Below are 17,979 nucleotides of genomic sequence, written 5' to 3'. Positions count from 1 at the left end.
AACCCGACAGTTGCCCGACATACACCGGCAACCGCGCCATCATGCGGATTTCGCCTGCCGGCATGGACATCACTTCAGATGACGGGGAAAATACTGACGACCAGATATACGCCAGGAAACCTTATGAAACGCCGACCTGCCTCACGCCTGCTGATCCTCAATCCTGAACAACGGGTGTTGCTATTCCTGTTTCACCATACTCGTGATGCCCTTGCCGGGAAACGTTATTGGGCCACGCCGGGCGGCGCAGTGGAAAGCGGAGAAAGCTTTGAGCAAGCGGCGCTGCGGGAGCTGTGGGAAGAAACCGGCATCCGCCGCCAGGACCCCGGCCCCTGCCTCGCTGCCCAAACCTTTAACATGGCGATGCCCAACGGGGACACCGTGATTGCCGATGAACGGTTTTTTGTCATCCACGTTGCAGACAGCGCCATCCACACTGACGCATGGACAGCACATGAACGGGAAGTGATGCGGGACCACCACTGGTGGAGCCGCGATGAACTGCTGGCCACGCAGGACCAAGTCTATCCAGAGCAGTTGGTTGAGATGCTGTGGCCGGCTGCGGGCAAGGCATCTACATCCAGTTAGGAGACTGGGGGAATTGGCCAGTTGATAGCTGGGGCGGTCTGCACATCAATAGCGTCAATTTGTTTCATGTACTCGCGCCAACGGGCCAACCGGTTTTTATCATCGTCAGAAATAATTCCCAGCAGTAGGTCGGTCTGCCAGTTTGCTATCGCTTTTTGCGCTTCTGACAATAGCTGCGTTTTTTGTAGCGTGGCGTCCGCAATATATTCATCGCGGCGTTTCTCGGGTGGAGTAAACACGCCGTCAGAATACAAATAACCGACACCGACACGCTCTGATGAAATATCGATTAACGCGCCATTCTGCGGCTTCCAGTCAGCCTCAACATCGCTATCCCAGACCACGGTATTAATCACCACGCCGTTCTCGATTACCGCGTATATTTTACTCATGCTGAATACTCCACAATCATGATAACGCCATTACCGCCATTGCCGCCTTTAGCACTGGCTCCTGCGGGTACCGTATATCCGCCACTACCGCCAGCACCATCTACGCCATCAAATCCGCCTATAGGCGCATTTGATGCAATCGGCGGTACACCAAATGAAAAAACAGAATCACCGCCCGCACCGGATTCATAGCCACTATTGAAAAACATCGCAGGCGTACCTGAGCCGCCAAAACCCGCGACAAGATTCCCACCAGACGCATTACCCCCACCGCCGTTACCAATCAAGACGGACATACCGATTGCAATCGCAATACCGTTAGCACCTCTTGACCCCCCGTTCGCCGTCATTAACGTTCCAAATTTCGTCGCGCCACCCAACCCCGGTTCATATGTCGCGTCTACACCGCCTATACCGCCTGCTCCGACCTCCAGATAGATCAACGCAGGAATGTCACCTTTACGATAAAAAGATCGTGCACAGCCACCCGCGCCACCGCCAGACCCAGCCGAGTGATAATTCTGTGCGGATGCCGCCGCCGCACCACCACCACCGCCCGCACCGCAAATGGTGACATCGATAGCAGACACATCATCAGGCCATTGATAGTTCTGGCTTGAGGTGATTTTTTTTATGCGCAGGATGCGGCCTGCAAAGCGACTTTCTAAACCAAGGTTTTTGACAAACTGGGCAGGATCCTGGATATCAGCACCGTTCTGATTTTTATCCATTTTCCCTGATAGCCCGACAGCGACGAATTCCGTTGTTGCCAGCTTTTTACTGTTATCGCCTGCCGTTGGTGTCGGTGCCGTAGGACTACCGGTAAAAACCGGGCTTTCAATCGGTGCATACTGCTTGTGCGGATTCATTGCTGCCACATGATCGGCCAGCAACGTATCCGCATAACGCCGTGTCGCCAGCGCCACCGTCGGGTCAAACTTCAGCGTCACCGCATCGGTGCGACTGACAATCAGAATCATGCGTACCGTCTGTACCCGACCGGAACCTTCCTTCAATTCTGGCTTATAGGTTTCCGGGCAGTTGCCGACCGCGATCAGATCGCCATCCACATCGTACAGACCGATTTCACGCAGCCAGAACCCGCCTTCATTTTCCGGGATCACCTGTTCGGCAATCATTTGGCTGGCATTATCCGGATCGACCGTTAGTGAATTGATGGCCCCACGCCGTCTTTCATTAACCAGTCTGGTCTGTACCGAATCCGGGGCGGGGAGTACACCGTTGCCATCCCCCACCCCCATTTGTACCAGCTCCAGCGGTTTTCCTGCGGCTATCGCAGCCGCCAGTTTTTTCTCACCCATCTGGGTGAGCAAGGTGAAATATTTGGTCCCCATCGATTCTCTCATCAGCATGATTTTAAAGAAAAAGGTCAGGCAGCTGCAGGGGAGGATCAAAGCACGGCAAGTGCTGATTGTCCTGTCTGCCTTCTGACAACCATTATGCTGATAGCCAGTAAAATCACCCGTTCACAAGGGTGTGACGACGATGGCACAACAAAGCTATTGATGCCTGCCAGCAAGATGAAGATCTCATTAAGAAGCAAGGGGATAAACAGCCGGTCAGAGAGGCCAATAAAAAACAACCCGTTCGGAATAACAGAGCGTTGTTATTCCGAACGGGTATCACGACAGATTCAAATCAGTTTGTTGGTATGGTCGGCCAGTCAATATCCGGCGCATGGGTCGGGTCGATGTGGCTTAACTGCACCAGATAGATTTTCCAGTCCTTAAGCGCCCGGATTTCCTGTTCGGTGGCCATCTCCAGTTCCTGCGCATAGGTCAGTTCCCGGATACGGTCATGCGCAACCTGACGCCGGGTATCGCGCTCCTGCCGCGCCGACTGCGCCAGACTTGCCTGATGAGCGGCGATATCGGTCACCCATTGCACACCATTCCAGCAGTCAAACTCGCTGGCAGGCAGCAGCAGGGTCAGACTGATGGGCAACGGCCCCAGCTCACTCACCACCTGCGGCTGGCGCGTCTGTGTATCGTAGACAGTCCGCCCGCGAAGATCTGGTATCAGTTCCCACCGTAGACCATCGGACGAACGGCGCAGCGTTTGCCCTTCCGCCACAGATTGCGGCGGCCCATCAGCATAACTGTGCGCCGGAATCCCTGTTCCCAACATCAGATATTCCTCGCTGTAGCCATCATATTCACGGGTTACCGTATCCGCATGATACACCCGTAACCAGCCTGCACGGGACGCCAGCCCCTCGGCCGTCAGCATAGCGCATGCTTCCTGTGTCGGGACCGTCATCACGCCGCCCTCACGATGTAGTTAAAGGCGAGGTTGCGGGGGCGGGCGACACCACAATATGGATAGGGATCAGTCGCCGTTTGACCAGACACAACGTTAACCCGGATGGACGGATATTTGGCTGAGGTCAATTCAGCGGTATCCCAGCCTACATTGGCTTTTGTCGCTGCTTCGCCAACATTATTCAGCGTCGCCATGTTAATATTGTTGGCAATATCGCCAACGATGAGTGATCCCGTTTGTGCTGACAAAATAGCGCGCCCGGTATCTACTCCTCGCCCATCATCCCAACCACGAATAAATTCGCCGCGTAAATCCGGCAATACACCTGACGGATAAACCTGCGCCAGCCGCGGGTAGCGATTTTTATCAAACGCTTGACCGTTACATTTAAGCCAGCCCGCCGGGGCGGTAGCCTGCGGCCACGGCAATGGAATACCAACGATGTCGTTAATATCCAGTTTTAGTTTGACGTTGTTGTCTGTTTTACCTGATAGCAAATCAATAGCGCCAGCAACAAACGCAGTGGTTGCCAGTTGTGTCGTATTGGTTCCTGCCACCGCTGTCGGCGCGGTGGGAATACCGGTTAACGCCGGGCTGACAATCGGCGCATATTGCTTGTGCGGATTGGTCGCAGCAATATGCTCCGCCAACAAGTTGTCAGCATACGATTTAACTTCGATCACGTTCGTGTCGGTATACGCCAGCGCGGATAATGTCTTGTCATCGACATATTGCCGGCTTGCCAGCGCCACCGCTGGGTCAAACTTCAACGCCACCGCATCGGTATGGCTAACAATCAGAATCATGCGCACCGTCTGTACCCGGCCAGACCCTTCCTTCAGTTCCGGCTTATAGGTTTCCGGGCAGTTGGCCACCGCAATCAGATCGCCATCCGCGTCATACAAACCGATCTCACGCAGCCAGAATCCGCCTTCATTTTCCGGAATCACCTGTTCGGCAATAATCTGGTTGGGATTAGCCGGATCCACACTCAGATAATTTAGTGGAGCACGACGTTTTTCATTAACCAATGCCGTTTGAGCAGGATCTGGCGTTGTCGGATTTCCACCTCCATCACCTACCCCCATATGTGTAATATCCAGCGTTTTTCCCAACGCAGTGGCATTCGCCAATTTCGTCGTTCCCACATGAGTAAGCAATGCCATATATTTCACTGCCATAATCAGTATCCCCTTATGTCGCCTAAAAGTGTCACTGACGTTGCAATAATTGCCTGAAAAAATAGCCACCAGTATTTGCAACGCATTCCATTCTATTGCTGTTTCAGACAACATTATCCAAAGGGGATAGCATCGTGTCGTATGGCTGGCGTTGTGTCGGCCATGACACAACATGTAATTAAAAATAAACCCGCCGTAAAGGCGGGAAAAAATGAAACAAAGCGGAGAGCGTGAATAAAGTGCGCTTTTATTTATTTTCCAGGCGACACCGGCCACTCTACATTGTGAGGAAAACCTGTTTGTTCCGGCACCTGACGCAATACTGCACGATAAGAACGCCAGGCTTGCTGATCAACCGGCGCATCCGGCACCTGGGTCCAATCGCTGGCGATCAATAAATTGTCACGCTGCCGCCGTGCTGCTTCAGCCAACTGAGTTTCTGATACGGGGGCCGGGGTAACGGCGATAGGTTTTTTCGCCAATTCATCAAAAATAATCGTGTTGCCAAGCGCCTGCTCATTCAATAAATGTTGATAATAATCATCACTAATTTCAACAGCATCATCGGGAATGTTAGCGCCATTAACGTCTTTACTATAAAAACCACTATTTGACTTGGAATAAAACATATTACACCTCAGTTCCCTATCGCAATAAATTGATAAGAGATATCAGAAGAAAATTCGACAGAACCACCATTACGGACAAAAGCACCATACCCTTTTAACATTTCCTTGGTACTATTGCTTTGCCCATAGACAGTCACACCAGTGTAATTCCACCCAACGGAATTATTTTCTGTAATGACTACTGAGAAAAAATTATTGGGATATACAATAGGGAATGTTTGATTAATAACACCTGCTGCTAACGTTTTTCCAACACCCCATTGAATAATAATACCAGATGGCAACACCTGATAACCATTCAATCCTGCACCAGCAATCCCTACTCCACCTATCGCTCTCCATTGCGGCCCAGTGGAAAGAAATTTTACATTTACGCCACTTTGAATTTTCAACATCTTCGAACCAGATGGATTATTCGGTCCGAGAATATCTACACTCGCGCCAGAAACAGTAACTGCGCCATTGGAAATATTATTAAACTCAATGACTCCGCCAGGACAAAGTGATGCATCAGGCAACGTAATCGTGATACCGGCTATTTGCGACTCGATGAAACAGCCAAAGGCATCACTGGTAAGTACCTTATTTTCCCTGACGCCAAACGCTGATTTCATATTTCCCAACGCACGTTGTACAAACGCGGTGGTGGCGATACTGGTGTCGGCATCAAAGAAAGGCGGTGTCGGCGCAGTGGGGTTACCAACAAATACCGGGCTATCAATCGGCGCATATTGTTTGTGCGGATCGGCCGCAGCAATATGCTCCGCTAACAAGTTGTCAGTATACGATTTAACTTCGATCACGTTCGTGTCGGTATACGCTAGCGAGGATAATGTCTTGTCATCGACATATTGCCGGCTTGCCAGCGCCACCGTTGGGTCAAACGTCATCATCACCGCATCAGTATGGCTCACAATCAGAATCATGCGTACCGTCTGTACCCGACCGGAGCCTTCCTTCAATTCCGGCTTATAGGTTTCCGGGCAATTACCGACTGCAATCAGATCACCATCCACATCATACAGGCCGATTTCGCGTAACCAAAACCCACCTTCATTTTCCGGGATCACCTGTTCGGCAATAATCTGGTTGGTGTTGTTGGGATCAATCGTCAGTGAATTGATGGCACCACGCCGTTTCTCATTAACCAGTTTGGTCTGTGTCGCATCCGGCGTCGGCAGAGTACCGCCGCCATCTCCCACCCCCATTTGGGCAATTTGCAGTGGTTTTCCGGTCAAGATCGATGCTGCCAGTTTGACCTCGCCGACCCGGGTAAGCAATGTAACGTATTTAATACCCATATTTGCTCTCTGCAGGATTATTTATAAAGGAAAAGGTCATATAACACCGGTATGAAATGCTTATGAAAGAAAATGGATCGTCATAATTTTCAAGTAATTCATGCCCATTGTTATCGTTAAAAACATTATGCTGCTCGCTTAATGAAATAATTCGATATGGGAGGTGTGATATTTATGGCACAACAGATAAAACACTTAGAATTAACAATATTTTCTCTTACAAAAAAATGGCCTCGATTATTAATGAGATCAATGAATAAAAACCAAAAAAAATAATATTAAAAAACAGGATAATACAGTAAAAATCTCATAAACTCATCATCAACCAGAATTTCATATAGCATATTTAGATATGCCAATAATAACCGTCGCATTTCCTGATGTTGCGTTACTCGCAGCAGCCACAATATGTCCCTCATCAACAATCAGAATATCAGCATAATTATTTGACACCTCCATATTTGCAAACACATAATTTGTCATCTGCTGACCAGAAACAGGACTCAGATTACTAGATACTGTTATGGATACAAGGCCATCTCCCGTACTACTCTGCCGTAATACCCCACTAATAGTTCTTGTATTCAATGGAATGAATTTACTAACGGGAATATCAACACCTGATGTATTTGGTAATCCAGAATAGACTCGTACTCCAGGAATATGCACTTGCCTTCCAAAGACAGATAATACGGTAAACTTACCCGCCTTGACCGGCACAACCGTCAATAATGCCGATGCTGTATATCCATCCGGCATATTGGTTCCGTTATAGATTTCCGGCAATTTAACTGAGGTGGCGTTAACCGTGAGCAAGCCTGACGCCATCGTCGCCGGATTATAAATGGCATAAATCCCGACAAACCCCTCATCAGGGACCGTTCCGGTATCCATTCCCCCAACGCCATTTTTTGTCAGATCGATCGTCTTCTTGAATAAACCAATCCGATATTGGTTTCCCCCCAGAGCAGTTCCAACAATTATCTCATCGGCAGTAAATGTGGCGCTGGAAGAAGCGGAGGGAATATTCATCGTGGCATTTCGCGTCATGCCAATTACACCGGAGAATGAGTTCCTCACACCCAAATTCTCTATAAACTGAGCTTTATTCGTAATATCCGCACCATTTTGAGCTTTAGCCAGTTTTCCGTCAGCCATGTTATCTACATACTGCCGGCTAGCCAGCACCACCGCCGGGTCGATTTTCAGCGATACCGCATCAGTCTGGCCGACCGCCAGAATCATGCGTACCGTCTGCACGCGGCTGGAGCCTTCCTGCATCTGCGGTTTATAGGTTTCGGGGCAGTTGGCCACCGCCACCAGATTGTCATCGGCGTCATACAAACCGATTTCACGCAGCCAGAATCCACCTTCGTGATCCGGAATCACCTGCTCGGCAATAATCTGATTGGCGTTGGCCGGGTCGACGTTCAGTGAATTGAGCGGCGCGCGTCGTTTTTCGTTAATCAGTTTGGTCTGTGTCGCATCCGGCGTCGGCAGCGTGCCACCAGCGTCTCCCACCCCCATTTGGGTAATTTCCAGCTGTTTTCCCAGCGCAATCGCATTCGCCAGCCTGGCTGCACCCACCTGGGTAAGCAGAGCGGTATATTTTGTGCTCATAACGTGTCTCATCAGAATTAGCGACAAAGGGACCCATGCAAGGGTATGGAACAGATACCGCCACGCCTGTCGATACACGCTTTTCCAAGCGATTTCAGCCCGTTGTGGCAGTGGAGGACATTATGCTGACGGGCCAGCAAAAACGCGCGTCGTGGGGGTTCGCACAGTCATGGCACAACAGTACTAAGAAAAGGCGGCACAGAGTATGGACAAAAAAACCCGCCATCAAAGATGGGCGAAAGATGGGGATGGTGTCTATGGCAAGGAAAACAGGTTACTGATCCTACCCACCTAATGTGGACACGGCCCTAAGCGGGGTCAGTCCAGATTTTATCTCTGTATGCCAAAGGCATGACCACGCGGGAAATCGTTGCCACCTTCAAAGAGATGTATGATGCAGATGTTTCCCCACGCTGATATCCAAAGTAACTGATGCGGTTAAAGAACAGGTGACAGAATGGCAAAATCGGCCACTGAACTCGCTGTATCCGATTGTTTATCTTGATTGTATCGTGGTAAAAGTTCGTTACAGCGGCAGCGTAATCAACAAAGCCGTGCTCCTCGCATTGGGCATCAGTACAGAAGGCCAGAAAGAGTTATTGGGTATGTGGCTGGCCGAAATTGGGTATGTGGCTGGCCGAAAATGAAGGCGCGAAGTTCTGGCTCAATGTACTGACGGAGCTGAAAAACCGGGGGCTTCAGGACATCCTGATTGCCTGCGTGGACGGTCTGAAGGGCTTCCCGGATGCGATAAACAGCGTTTATCCTCAAACACATACCCAGCTCTGCATCATCCACATGGTGCGTAGCAGCCTGAAATACGTGTCGTGGAAGGATTACAAAGAGGTCACCAGCGGGTTGAAGGCGGTGTATCAGGCCCCCACAGAGGAGGCGGCGCTGATGGCACTGGACACGCTCTTTGGCTACCCGCCCGACATCCGTAAGGCGATATATACCACCAACGCAATAGAATCATTGAACAGCGTTATCCGCTAGGCAATAAAGAAACGCAGCGTGTTCCCAACGGACGACTCGGTGCGCAAGGTTGTTTATCTGGCGATACGGGCGGCGTCGAAAAAATGGAGTATGCCGATCCAAAACTGGCGGCTGGCGATGAGCCGTTTTATTATCTAGTTCGGTGACCGCCTGAGCGATCACCTTTAATACCGTGGCAGTTACACAGAATTACGGACAAGCTCTTAAAAAATGGACAATGTCCGTCCAGAACTGGAATTTGACATTACCCCAGCTAGCCATTCATTTTGACGAGCGGCTGAATAATATGATGGCGCTGTCGTCTTTTTAACGTGACACAGAATTCTGAACGCTTTCTCAATTAGAGAAATAGAATTTTTTGAGGCGGCATACGCCGCCAACTTTACTATTTATGAAGTATACGCTTAAGAAAATAGAGTGGCCCTTTTTGCAAATTCTCTATTTCCTTTTTAAGTTTTTCCTGTACTTCAACGGCTTGATTAAATGCCATCCTTGCATGCTGAAGGTCTTTAGTAAGACAGGCGATCTGGTGATCTGCGGACTCCATTGAACTATAAGGAGAAAAGCGTTGGGGTAGCAATAGCGAAGGGGGCCCCATTTTTTGTAGTTTCACATAAAACTCCTGACCTGCCGGACAAAGCTCAACAACTTTAACATTCATTATGCCAAGTGACGTTAACTCTTCAATGAGCTCAACAAAGCTTTCCGGACTGAACACAGAGCAATGTGCGTCAAGGTATTCGCCAGTTGTCCATGAGTGGATTACAAAGTCAATTGCTTGTTTTTTCGTATAGTGCCTGCCGTCACCTGAAGCGACAGACGTACTTCCTTGAGATATTGTGTTTCTAAGAAAGTCGTATAGTTGAGATGGTCCGGGTAATTCCCTACCATAAAGCCATGACTCTATCAAATCCGAAACTTCTGTTTTTTTTCTTAAATGATCTCCAATTAAATCTGCATTAGGAAGTACGAGAGAAATAATTCCTCGATCATTCAGTGTGTCTAAAATCTCATTCATCCATCCAACAGGGTCAGGGACATGCTCTAAGACATGTGACGCAATTGCCCATTCAAATTTATTCCCAGCAGGAACACACTCAGAAAGTGTTAATTTCTGATCCCATATGAAATCGAGATCTACGATTTCATCGTGTTCATAGTCAGCATGCTTTTTACGTGATTCTTCAGCAGATGTATAATCGGTATAATATACGTTATGTTTTGATTTATCCGTTATTGGATTATAAAGAGGAGAAATCTCAATACCTGGAGTGCTCATATCCATACCAAGTACTATTCTCTCAATTCTCAGCTCTTTAGTCATCTTGAGAATTCTTTGCCTTACAGCCTCTTCAATACAAATATCCATATCATCTACTCTATTAGTTCAACAGCACAGCTTGCAATTTATTACTCTGAATATAACATTAATAAAGACTCAGAAATAGAGAAAAAATGTGCCATAGTGACACTGAACTGATCTGTAAGCATCCCGCCAAACCGGACCATTCACTTTTAGAGATCTCCCGACATACTGATTATGTCCCTGAGACGAGCTCGTCATGCGTAAAGCCCGATTCACCGAACACCAGATCATCGCCGTTCTCAAGTCCGTCGAAGCCGGACGCACAGTCAAAGATGTCTGCCGGGAAGCGGGGATATCCGAGGCCTCGTACTATAACTGGAAAGCAAAGTTTGGCGGTATGGAAACCTCTGATATCAAAAAGATGAAGGATCTTGAGGACGAAAATCGTCGCCTCAAACAAATGTTTGCCGATCTGAGTCTGGAGAACCGGGCGTTAAAAGACGTTATCGAAAAAAAGCTTTAAAACCAGCGATAAAGCGTGAGCTCGTCGGTTACCTGACAACACAATTTTCGATGAGCATCCACCAGGCATGCAGGACATTGTCGCTGAGCAGGACGGTCTATTTTTATCAGCCGGATACGGGCAGGGATGAACCGGTGATCCAGGTACTGACTGAAATGGCGGAACGCTATCCGCGATACGGTTTTAAGAAACTGTTTCAGGTGCTTCGCAGGCAGGGCAGCGCCTGGAATCACAAGCGTGTTCACCGGATTTATTGCCTGCTGAAACTGAATTTTCGTCGTAAGGGAAAGCAGCGTCTGCCGGTGCGTAGCCCGGCACCACTGGCTACGTCGGAAGCGCTCAACCAGAGCTGGTCCATCGATTTCATGCACGATGCGCTGATGTGTGGCAGACGATTCCGGACTTTCAATGTGGTGGATGACTTTAACCGCGAAGCACTGGCCATTGAAATCGACCCGAATATCCCGGCACAACGGGTTATCCGTATACTGGACAAGGTCGTGGCAAATCGCGGCTATCAGCTGAAGATGCGGATGGATAACGGACTACCTTCTTAATCAATCTGATTTACAAAAAAAGGTCTGCCAGAGCACATGCCGGTTTCTGATTGTGATATTGCTGTCCGCCGCTGGCCAGGCGTGCTTACCATGATATACAAGGGTCCATATGGCCCGACAGGACTTAACAAAGCATCAGGAAAAGCCATGGGCATTGAGCATTATCTGGTGGTCGCGATGCGCCTTACGACCCGTTTGAATCACGTCCCATGGCTTATATCGAAATACCTCTGATAATCTACATTTCTTTTCACTACAGAATGCGCTATTCGTGCAAGTTTTGCTGCAACAGCCGTTATGGCCTTACGACGCTGATCAGGTGTATCACCATGTTAAGATAGCGCTCATATTTGTTCCTGAGGGTGTTTTCCTGCATTCTGATGGCGACTGTAGCAGCGAGCCAGAATGCATATCTCAGCCGTGCATTTCCACGTTTTGACAGGCTATAACCACTACACCTTTGTCCACTCTGACTGGCTGAAAGGTTAAATCCGCAGTAATTAATATACTGACGGTAATGAGCAAAACGGTTCAGATCGCCGCTTTCAGCAATGATCATCATTGCAATCACCGGGCCTACGCCGGGTAGCGAGCGCAGATGGCGGTAATCAGCGCGATCCTGCAGATAGCTTTCAGCCATTTTTTCTAACTGGAGTCGTTGAAGAGTCAGTTCAACGTACCGCCGGATTTGTAGCTTAAACGTGGTAACAGCCAGGCAATTTTCCGTCAGCGGCAGGGCTACAGAATTCCCGGCAATGTTATATAACTGTTCAAGAAACTGTTGTTTGTATGTTTGCGGCCAATAATGTCCCAGGCTTCCTCAAAAAACTGGTGTTTTTCCATTGAGGTGATTGTCAGTGGTGTGGGGAATCTCAGCAGAAACTGACAAAACCATTCTGTCCGGGACTGGTGTAAAACTGTTCAGCTTCAGGAAAATATAACGTCAGATAATGATTTACCAGGCTGTTGAGGCTGCGGGTTCTTGCAAGGGAAATCTGATAATAGGTATTTGATACCTCCTGAATATCCATCATTTCATTAGCCAGGGGATCATAAAAAGGTGATGAAACCCCTTGCCCCATAAGATAGAGAATGACACAGGTATCTTTCCGGTCATTTTTATCCCAGGTTTTGAAAAGTATTTCGCGCGCCCTGGCGCAGGCCAGCGAGGAAACAAGATGGCACTCGACGCCCTGCTCCTGAAGCCACTAGGCAATATTACGGTGATAATCGGCGGTCGGTTCGAAACCGGCAACCCTCTTTTCCCCGGCTCCACGGGCAAGATTGATTAACCGGGTATACCCGGAGAGTGAGTTTTCGACGCGCAGATAAACAACCTGACCGTTTGAGCGTTTAATCTTTGCATCGTGATATTTTTTAGCAATATCAATAGTAGCCCATGTTACCGGGGTATCGCAGCAGGTAATGTCAATCATGATATTTCTCCAGACGTTGCACTCATTCCTGGTGTAGAAAATTTATGACATGCTGACCAGTAGCTCATCAGTCAGGTATTACACAGGTACCACGACCCCGAGCTGGTGTCTCTGACGCTGGCGCAGTGGGCGGAGGAGCATGGTGTGATGCTGGACTTTATTAAGTCTGGCAGGCCGACACAAAATGCCTTCATCGAGCGGTTCAACCGGACATACCGGACAGAAATCCTGGATTTTTATCTGTTCAGAACACTGAATGAAGTCAGGGAAATCACAGAGCGCTGGCTGCACGAATACAACAGCGAACGGCCTCATGAATCCCTGAATAACCTGACGCCGGAAGAATACCGGCTGATAGCTGAAAACCCGGAAATCTCAAAAAATGTGTGGAACTAAAACGGGTGAGCTTACAGCATGAGTGCCAAAAGATGTTGTTGTGATAATGCCTGCGTGGAAAGATTTTTCCATTCGCTGAAATTGAATGTATCCACGGCAAGCACATTGCCAGTCGGGAAAAGATGAAAACAACGGTGTTTAATTATATCGAGTGCGATTATAACCGCTGGCATCGACATAGTGCTTGCGGCGGCCTCAACCCGGAACAATTTGAAAACCAGAACCTCGCTTAGGGCTGTATCCACTTTACGTGGGTAAAATCACGGGTATATTCTCTAAAAAATGGTCTCAGTTATTAATGAGACCAATATGTAATTTAAAAATCAAGTGGATTTTTATGAAAAATCGTTCCAATCATATATTATATCGAGTATCTAGAAACATAAACGTCAAATGTTGCATTTCCTAACGTTGCATTACTTGTGGCGATAGAAATATAGCCATCATTAACGATTACAATATCAGCATAATTCTGCGAGATAAGTCCATTTTCCATAATATAGGCTGTCATCTGCTGCCCAGATAAACCATTTTCACTACCAGAAATTGTCATCGATAATGACCCAGAAGCAGTGCTACCTTGTCGAGCATGTCCACTTAAATATTTAGTATTTAATGGAACAATAGCACTAATAGGAATATTAAAATCTACTGAGCCTTTTAAAGTAGAATATATTTTCCTTGATGGTGTAGATACGATCCGCTCTCGAACAGATAATGGAATAAACTTACCCGCCTTGACCGGCACAACCGTCAATAATGCCGATGCTGTATATCCATCCGGCATATTGGTTCCGTTATAGATCTCCGCCAACTTGACCGAAGTGGCGTTAACCGCGAGCAAGCCTGACGCCATCGTCGCCGGATTATAAATGACATAAATCCCGACAAAACCCTCATCAGGGACCGTTCCGGTATCCATCCCCCCAACGCCAGTTTTTGTCAGATCGATCGTCTTTTCGAATAAACCAATTCGATACTGGCGTCCTCCCAAAGACGTTCCAACAATGATTTCATCGGCAAAAAATCTGGCATTAGAAGAAACGGAGGGAATATTCATCGTGGCATTTCGCGTCATGCCAATTACACCGGAGAATGAGCTCCTCACGCCCAAATTCTCTATAAACTGCGCTTTATCCGCAATATCCTCGCCATTTTTAGCTTTAGCCAGGGCCATGTTATCCACATACTGCCGGCTAGCCAGCACCACCGCCGGGTCGATTTTCAGCGACACCGCATCAGTCTGACCGACCGCCAGAATCATGCGTACCGTCTGCACGCGGCCGGAGCCTTCCTGCATCTGCGGTTTATAGGTTTCGGGGCAGTTGGCCACCGCCACCAGATTGTCATCGGCGTCATACAAACCGATTTCACGCAGCCAGAATCCACCTTCGTGATCCGGAATCACCTGCTCGGCAATAATCTGATTGGCGTTGGTCGGGTCGATGTTCAGTGAATTGAGCGGCGCGCGTCGTTTTTCGTTAATCAGTTTGGTCTGTGCCGCATCCGGCGTCGGCAGCGTGCCACCAGCGTCTCCCACCCCCATTTGGGTAATTTCCAGCTGTTTTCCCAGCGCAATCGCATTCGCCAGCCTGGCTGCCCCCACCTGGGTAAGCAGAGCGGTATATTTTGTGCTCATAACGTGTCTCATCAGAATTAGCGATAAAGGGACCCATGCAAGGGTATGGAACAGATACCGCCACGCCTGTCGATACACGCTTTTCCAAGCGATTTCAGCCCGTTGTGGCAGTGGAGGACATTATGCTGACGGGCCAGCAAAAACGCGCGCAGCGAGGGTTGGAACAGCGATAGCACAACAAACCCCGTTCAGTTTTTTATAACTATGGAGATCTGGAAAGTGAATGATGATTAGTAACATCATTGGTATGACAGAAATATCACTCCCCCAGAAAATAACCGGGCTGAAAATAGCAACTAAGCCAGCGATTATTATTATTTTTCAGACACAACATGAAGAAAGGTGAAGGAGATAAGACATGAAAATGAATTTTCCATTTCTCTTCCTGGGGCTTATGGCAATAATCCCCAGTCAGGCAAGCTCATTAACAACGGATAATAATGAAAAAAAACTTGAGGTTGGCTTTGGTAAACCGACCTACAGGCAAACACTGCACTACCGTAAACTCTATGAGAAAAAACCGTTCCCCGATGCAGAAATATTCTATTACGACAACGGTATTTATAAAATAATATCGCAAGGTGAAGAGCATTATGGCGTTTACGTCATGCAGGGAAATTTTCAGGATCAAACCTATACCATCAGATATATCTCATTGCCTTCAGAAGACTGGGGGAAAAAGACTGCATTTCATCAACTCACATTCATTAATGGCGACAAAGAAAAGTATTTTATACAAAATGCGATCGTTGAAACGGGAGAGGCAATAGCGCAACAGAATGGGACCTTTTCCCTGGAAGAGAACAAAATCAGTAATCCCATCACACAAAAATGGCATAAAAATTAGGATATCCGCCATCCTGCAGAAAACGGATGGCTTACGATCAGGGCAGGATAGTCACACAATCCTATAGCTCGCCCCAAAAAAAAGCCCTCCATCAAGGAGGGCGAAAGACAGGGATGGTGTACAAATAATTACACCATCCACATGAAATAAAAGGATTTATTTCTTACAATGTCCACATATCGACCACATCGATACGATGCCCACCATTGGTGGGCATAACATATTCACTTCCTAAATTTGCTCATAATTAAATCAATAAAATTTTCTATCAATTTACTGAGAGGTGATGCAACATCTGAAAGTGGATTTGTTTTTTCTGCTTGATCTTCGCGAAATAATGCTCTCAGTAAAGCGATAGCAAGTGTTAGGCCAACACCTAAAATAAATGCCACCAGTGTTATCATCGGGCTAATAGAAGTCCAGTTAGTCGATTCCAAGAATTTACCCAATAGATCTTGTTGTTGTGTCCTTGTTTGTATCAACACCTCTTTCGCAGCATCATGCGCATGAACAAGGCTTTCAGGTGGATTAGGAGCCAATTGGAGAATAATTTCTTTTGTTTTTTCTGGTGATGTATTAGTAATTATTGTATTAACTCCTTCCCTAATAAATTCATTAGTTGAAAGCATATTTGAAATGATTAGGTAAGACATTATCGCACCAGTCACCAAAAAACCAATGCTCGCTAACAAGCCGACACTGAACAATCCCCAGCGCATTTTTCGTCTGTCTTTATGATTATCAGAAGAGTGCTTGAGATGTTGATCAGAGATCGGTCCATCGTAGTCATTTAGAGGCAATTTTGGATTCGTTGCACCACCAGAAGAATCTGGAGCTACTACACCAGGGTTTATATTAAAAGAATTGGGCTGTACTGCTTGAGACTGTTCTTGTGTTCGGCTCTGTAGATTTTCACTTCTGGAAGATAATGACTGATCATTTTCAATTACAGACTGATGTGCAGATGTGTTTTGACGTGTAGCAGAGGAACCATTAGTATGGGAATTATTGTTTGACATAATAAGCCACCCAAAGATTAGAAGTGGCTTTATATTAATGAATCAGTATTGATACTTACAATTCAAACTTAAACATAATTTAAGTTTTTTAGCCGCCAATACATTGCGTCTCTAGATACGTCAAACGTGCTAGCAAGCGCGTCAATTGAATGAATACCTTCATTATTAATCATAGTATCAATAGCTTCTTCTGGCATTAGCAGTTCAGCAGCAAAACGATTAGCCTCTCGCTCGTCAAGAGAATTACCGGTGTTGTTCAACGTTCCAGGATAATCGCGGAATTTAGCCTGATATTTTGTATGGCCCAGTATGTGATGCCCTAATTCATGAGCAAGCGTGAACCTTATTCGAGAATGAGAATCACTCTTGTTATAGTAGACTGCCATCCTACCATCCCATGTTATCTCAGCCATACCACATGGCTCCGAGCCTGAGTAGCTTACAGGCAAAGGATTTACATCTATTCCCATACGATGGGCAATGATATCGGGTCTGACAGGCAGACGACCATCCCAATGGGAACTAAGTACAGACTTAACTGCCTTCATTTCCATTTTTCAAGTCTCCAAGCTGAAACACCGTTGATCCGAGTCAATGAAATCTGTTCTCATAGTTAAATCTACTACAAAAAATTTATCCAGTAACTGGGATAAATCAAAAAAACATTTTGTTGGTTTACAACCACGCACGATCACTAAAGTACATCCAAAACAGCAGTATCAATCCACCAAAAACCTGCAAAAATGCGGGCTTTTCTCCAAAAAATAAAAAGCCGCCTTGAATATCACATTTAAAATGCTAAATCCAGTCGATTTTAGAGAAGATAAGTATGAGATAAGGGATTGAATGGGGCACATACTCCAACGAGTAGTTTGGCACTACGCAATGTCAGGAAAAATTAAAGAAAAAACAAATCATTACATTAAATGGTGTATGAGGCTAATTCTCTGTGCCACTTTTACCAGTTTCCTGTTGTTTCAAAGCCCCGCACTCATCCTGCGGGGCTTTGGTTTTACAACGCCAGATTCAACTGATCTCGCCCGTAATGCGAAGCCGGAAAGGCGTCTTGCGGGATAAAGTCAGGCGGTAACGGGTCTTCCCGCGTACGCTTTGACACGCGCCGTTCTACCGTGTTGAGGGTGGTAAACGTCTCGCTGCATTCCAGGTTCTGACACTGGTGATACTGCCGGATGGTGATATCGCTCAGGCGGCGACTGGTACGGGTGCGGGCCATTGCTCCGCAGAAAGGACATCTGAACATAATGG

Annotated in this window: 14 protein-coding genes and 5 pseudogenes; 6 read left to right on the top strand and 13 right to left on the bottom strand. The window is 47.3% G+C overall.

Annotation, left to right across the window (positions count from 1 at the left end):
* Nucleotides 1–123 precede the first annotated feature (123 nt).
* The gene (locus DDA898_RS01465; RefSeq protein WP_038909988.1) at nt 124–588 is read left to right on the top strand and encodes an NUDIX hydrolase; all 465 of its coding nucleotides are present in this window, start codon (nt 124–126) and stop codon (nt 586–588) included.
* Here the strand turns inward: DDA898_RS01465 and DDA898_RS01460 are convergent.
* The 7 genes from DDA898_RS01460 to DDA898_RS23540 all read right to left on the bottom strand — a co-directional run bounded on the left by DDA898_RS01460 (nt 585) and on the right by DDA898_RS23540 (nt 7,994).
* Nucleotides 585–980, bottom strand: a complete 396-nt coding sequence (locus DDA898_RS01460) for a tail fiber assembly protein (protein WP_038909987.1) — start codon at nt 978–980, stop codon at nt 585–587. The genes DDA898_RS01465 and DDA898_RS01460 overlap by 4 nt on opposite strands.
* Nucleotides 977–2,335: a phage tail protein gene (locus DDA898_RS01455; RefSeq protein WP_038909986.1), complete on the bottom strand. Its 1,359-nt coding sequence runs from the start codon at nt 2,333–2,335 to the stop codon at nt 977–979. Before DDA898_RS01455 ends, DDA898_RS01460 begins: the two co-directional genes overlap by 4 nt.
* 304 nt (nt 2,336–2,639) lie before the next feature.
* A complete protein-coding gene (locus tag DDA898_RS01450; protein ID WP_438830409.1) occupies nt 2,640–3,230 on the bottom strand; it encodes a tail fiber assembly protein in 591 nt (196 codons plus the stop codon).
* Between the two features lie 29 nt (nt 3,231–3,259).
* Nucleotides 3,260–4,444 (bottom strand): phage tail-collar fiber domain-containing protein, encoded by a 1,185-nt coding sequence (locus DDA898_RS01445; protein ID WP_038909984.1) that lies wholly within the window; start codon nt 4,442–4,444, stop codon nt 3,260–3,262.
* 251 nt (nt 4,445–4,695) lie between these two features.
* Nucleotides 4,696–5,073: a tail fiber assembly protein gene (locus DDA898_RS01440; protein WP_038909983.1), complete on the bottom strand. Its 378-nt coding sequence runs from the start codon at nt 5,071–5,073 to the stop codon at nt 4,696–4,698.
* 8 nt (nt 5,074–5,081) lie between these two features.
* The gene (locus tag DDA898_RS01435; RefSeq protein WP_038909981.1) at nt 5,082–6,374 is read right to left on the bottom strand and encodes a phage tail protein; all 1,293 of its coding nucleotides are present in this window, start codon (nt 6,372–6,374) and stop codon (nt 5,082–5,084) included.
* Between the two features lie 333 nt (nt 6,375–6,707).
* A complete protein-coding gene (locus tag DDA898_RS23540) occupies nt 6,708–7,994 on the bottom strand; it encodes a phage tail protein (protein WP_236616698.1) in 1,287 nt (428 codons plus the stop codon).
* Between the two features lie 324 nt (nt 7,995–8,318).
* Between DDA898_RS23540 and DDA898_RS01420 the strand changes: the two are divergent.
* Nucleotides 8,319–9,128, top strand: a pseudogene (locus DDA898_RS01420) (IS256 family transposase); the annotation flags it as partial.
* Between the two features lie 247 nt (nt 9,129–9,375).
* Here the strand turns inward: DDA898_RS01420 and DDA898_RS01415 are convergent.
* A complete protein-coding gene (locus DDA898_RS01415; RefSeq protein WP_038909979.1) occupies nt 9,376–10,359 on the bottom strand; it encodes a class I SAM-dependent methyltransferase in 984 nt (327 codons plus the stop codon).
* Between the two features lie 193 nt (nt 10,360–10,552).
* Here DDA898_RS01415 and DDA898_RS22685 point away from each other — a divergent pair.
* Nucleotides 10,553–11,364 (top strand): annotated as a pseudogene (locus DDA898_RS22685) (IS3 family transposase); the annotation flags it as partial.
* A gap of 212 nt (nt 11,365–11,576) precedes the next feature.
* Here the strand turns inward: DDA898_RS22685 and DDA898_RS01400 are convergent.
* A pseudogene (locus DDA898_RS01400) lies at nt 11,577–12,812 on the bottom strand (IS110 family RNA-guided transposase).
* A gap of 96 nt (nt 12,813–12,908) precedes the next feature.
* On the opposite strand from DDA898_RS01400, the pseudogene DDA898_RS01395 reads away from it, so the two are divergent.
* Together DDA898_RS01395 and DDA898_RS21875 are read left to right on the top strand one after the other, a co-directional pair.
* Nucleotides 12,909–13,208, top strand: a pseudogene (locus tag DDA898_RS01395) (integrase core domain-containing protein); the annotation flags it as partial.
* Nucleotides 13,209–13,223: 15 nt separating this feature from the next.
* A pseudogene (locus tag DDA898_RS21875) lies at nt 13,224–13,441 on the top strand (IS3 family transposase); the annotation flags it as partial.
* Nucleotides 13,442–13,569: 128 nt separating this feature from the next.
* Here the strand turns inward: DDA898_RS21875 and DDA898_RS23535 are convergent.
* Nucleotides 13,570–14,847, bottom strand: coding sequence for a phage tail protein (locus DDA898_RS23535; RefSeq protein WP_236616697.1), 1,278 nt, complete (start codon nt 14,845–14,847; stop codon nt 13,570–13,572).
* A gap of 358 nt (nt 14,848–15,205) precedes the next feature.
* On the opposite strand from DDA898_RS23535, the gene DDA898_RS01385 reads away from it, so the two are divergent.
* Nucleotides 15,206–15,694: a hypothetical protein gene (locus DDA898_RS01385; protein ID WP_033111512.1), complete on the top strand. Its 489-nt coding sequence runs from the start codon at nt 15,206–15,208 to the stop codon at nt 15,692–15,694.
* 224 nt (nt 15,695–15,918) lie between these two features.
* Here the strand turns inward: DDA898_RS01385 and DDA898_RS22970 are convergent, their stop codons facing one another.
* The 3 genes from DDA898_RS22970 to DDA898_RS01370 all read right to left on the bottom strand — a co-directional run bounded on the left by DDA898_RS22970 (nt 15,919) and on the right by DDA898_RS01370 (nt 17,974).
* A complete protein-coding gene (locus tag DDA898_RS22970) occupies nt 15,919–16,713 on the bottom strand; it encodes a hypothetical protein (RefSeq protein ID WP_152490661.1) in 795 nt (264 codons plus the stop codon).
* A gap of 68 nt (nt 16,714–16,781) precedes the next feature.
* Nucleotides 16,782–17,267, bottom strand: coding sequence for an ImmA/IrrE family metallo-endopeptidase (locus tag DDA898_RS01375; RefSeq protein WP_038909977.1), 486 nt, complete (start codon nt 17,265–17,267; stop codon nt 16,782–16,784).
* 458 nt (nt 17,268–17,725) lie between these two features.
* Entirely contained in the window at nt 17,726–17,974 is a 249-nt protein-coding gene (locus DDA898_RS01370) for an ogr/Delta-like zinc finger family protein (protein ID WP_026357823.1), read from the bottom strand.
* Nucleotides 17,975–17,979 lie beyond the last annotated feature (5 nt).

Origin of the sequence: Dickeya dadantii NCPPB 898 (genome assembly GCF_000406145.1) — a bacterium.
Lineage (GTDB): Bacteria > Pseudomonadota > Gammaproteobacteria > Enterobacterales > Enterobacteriaceae > Dickeya > Dickeya dadantii.
This window is presented reverse-complemented; position numbering and strand designations above follow the sequence as displayed.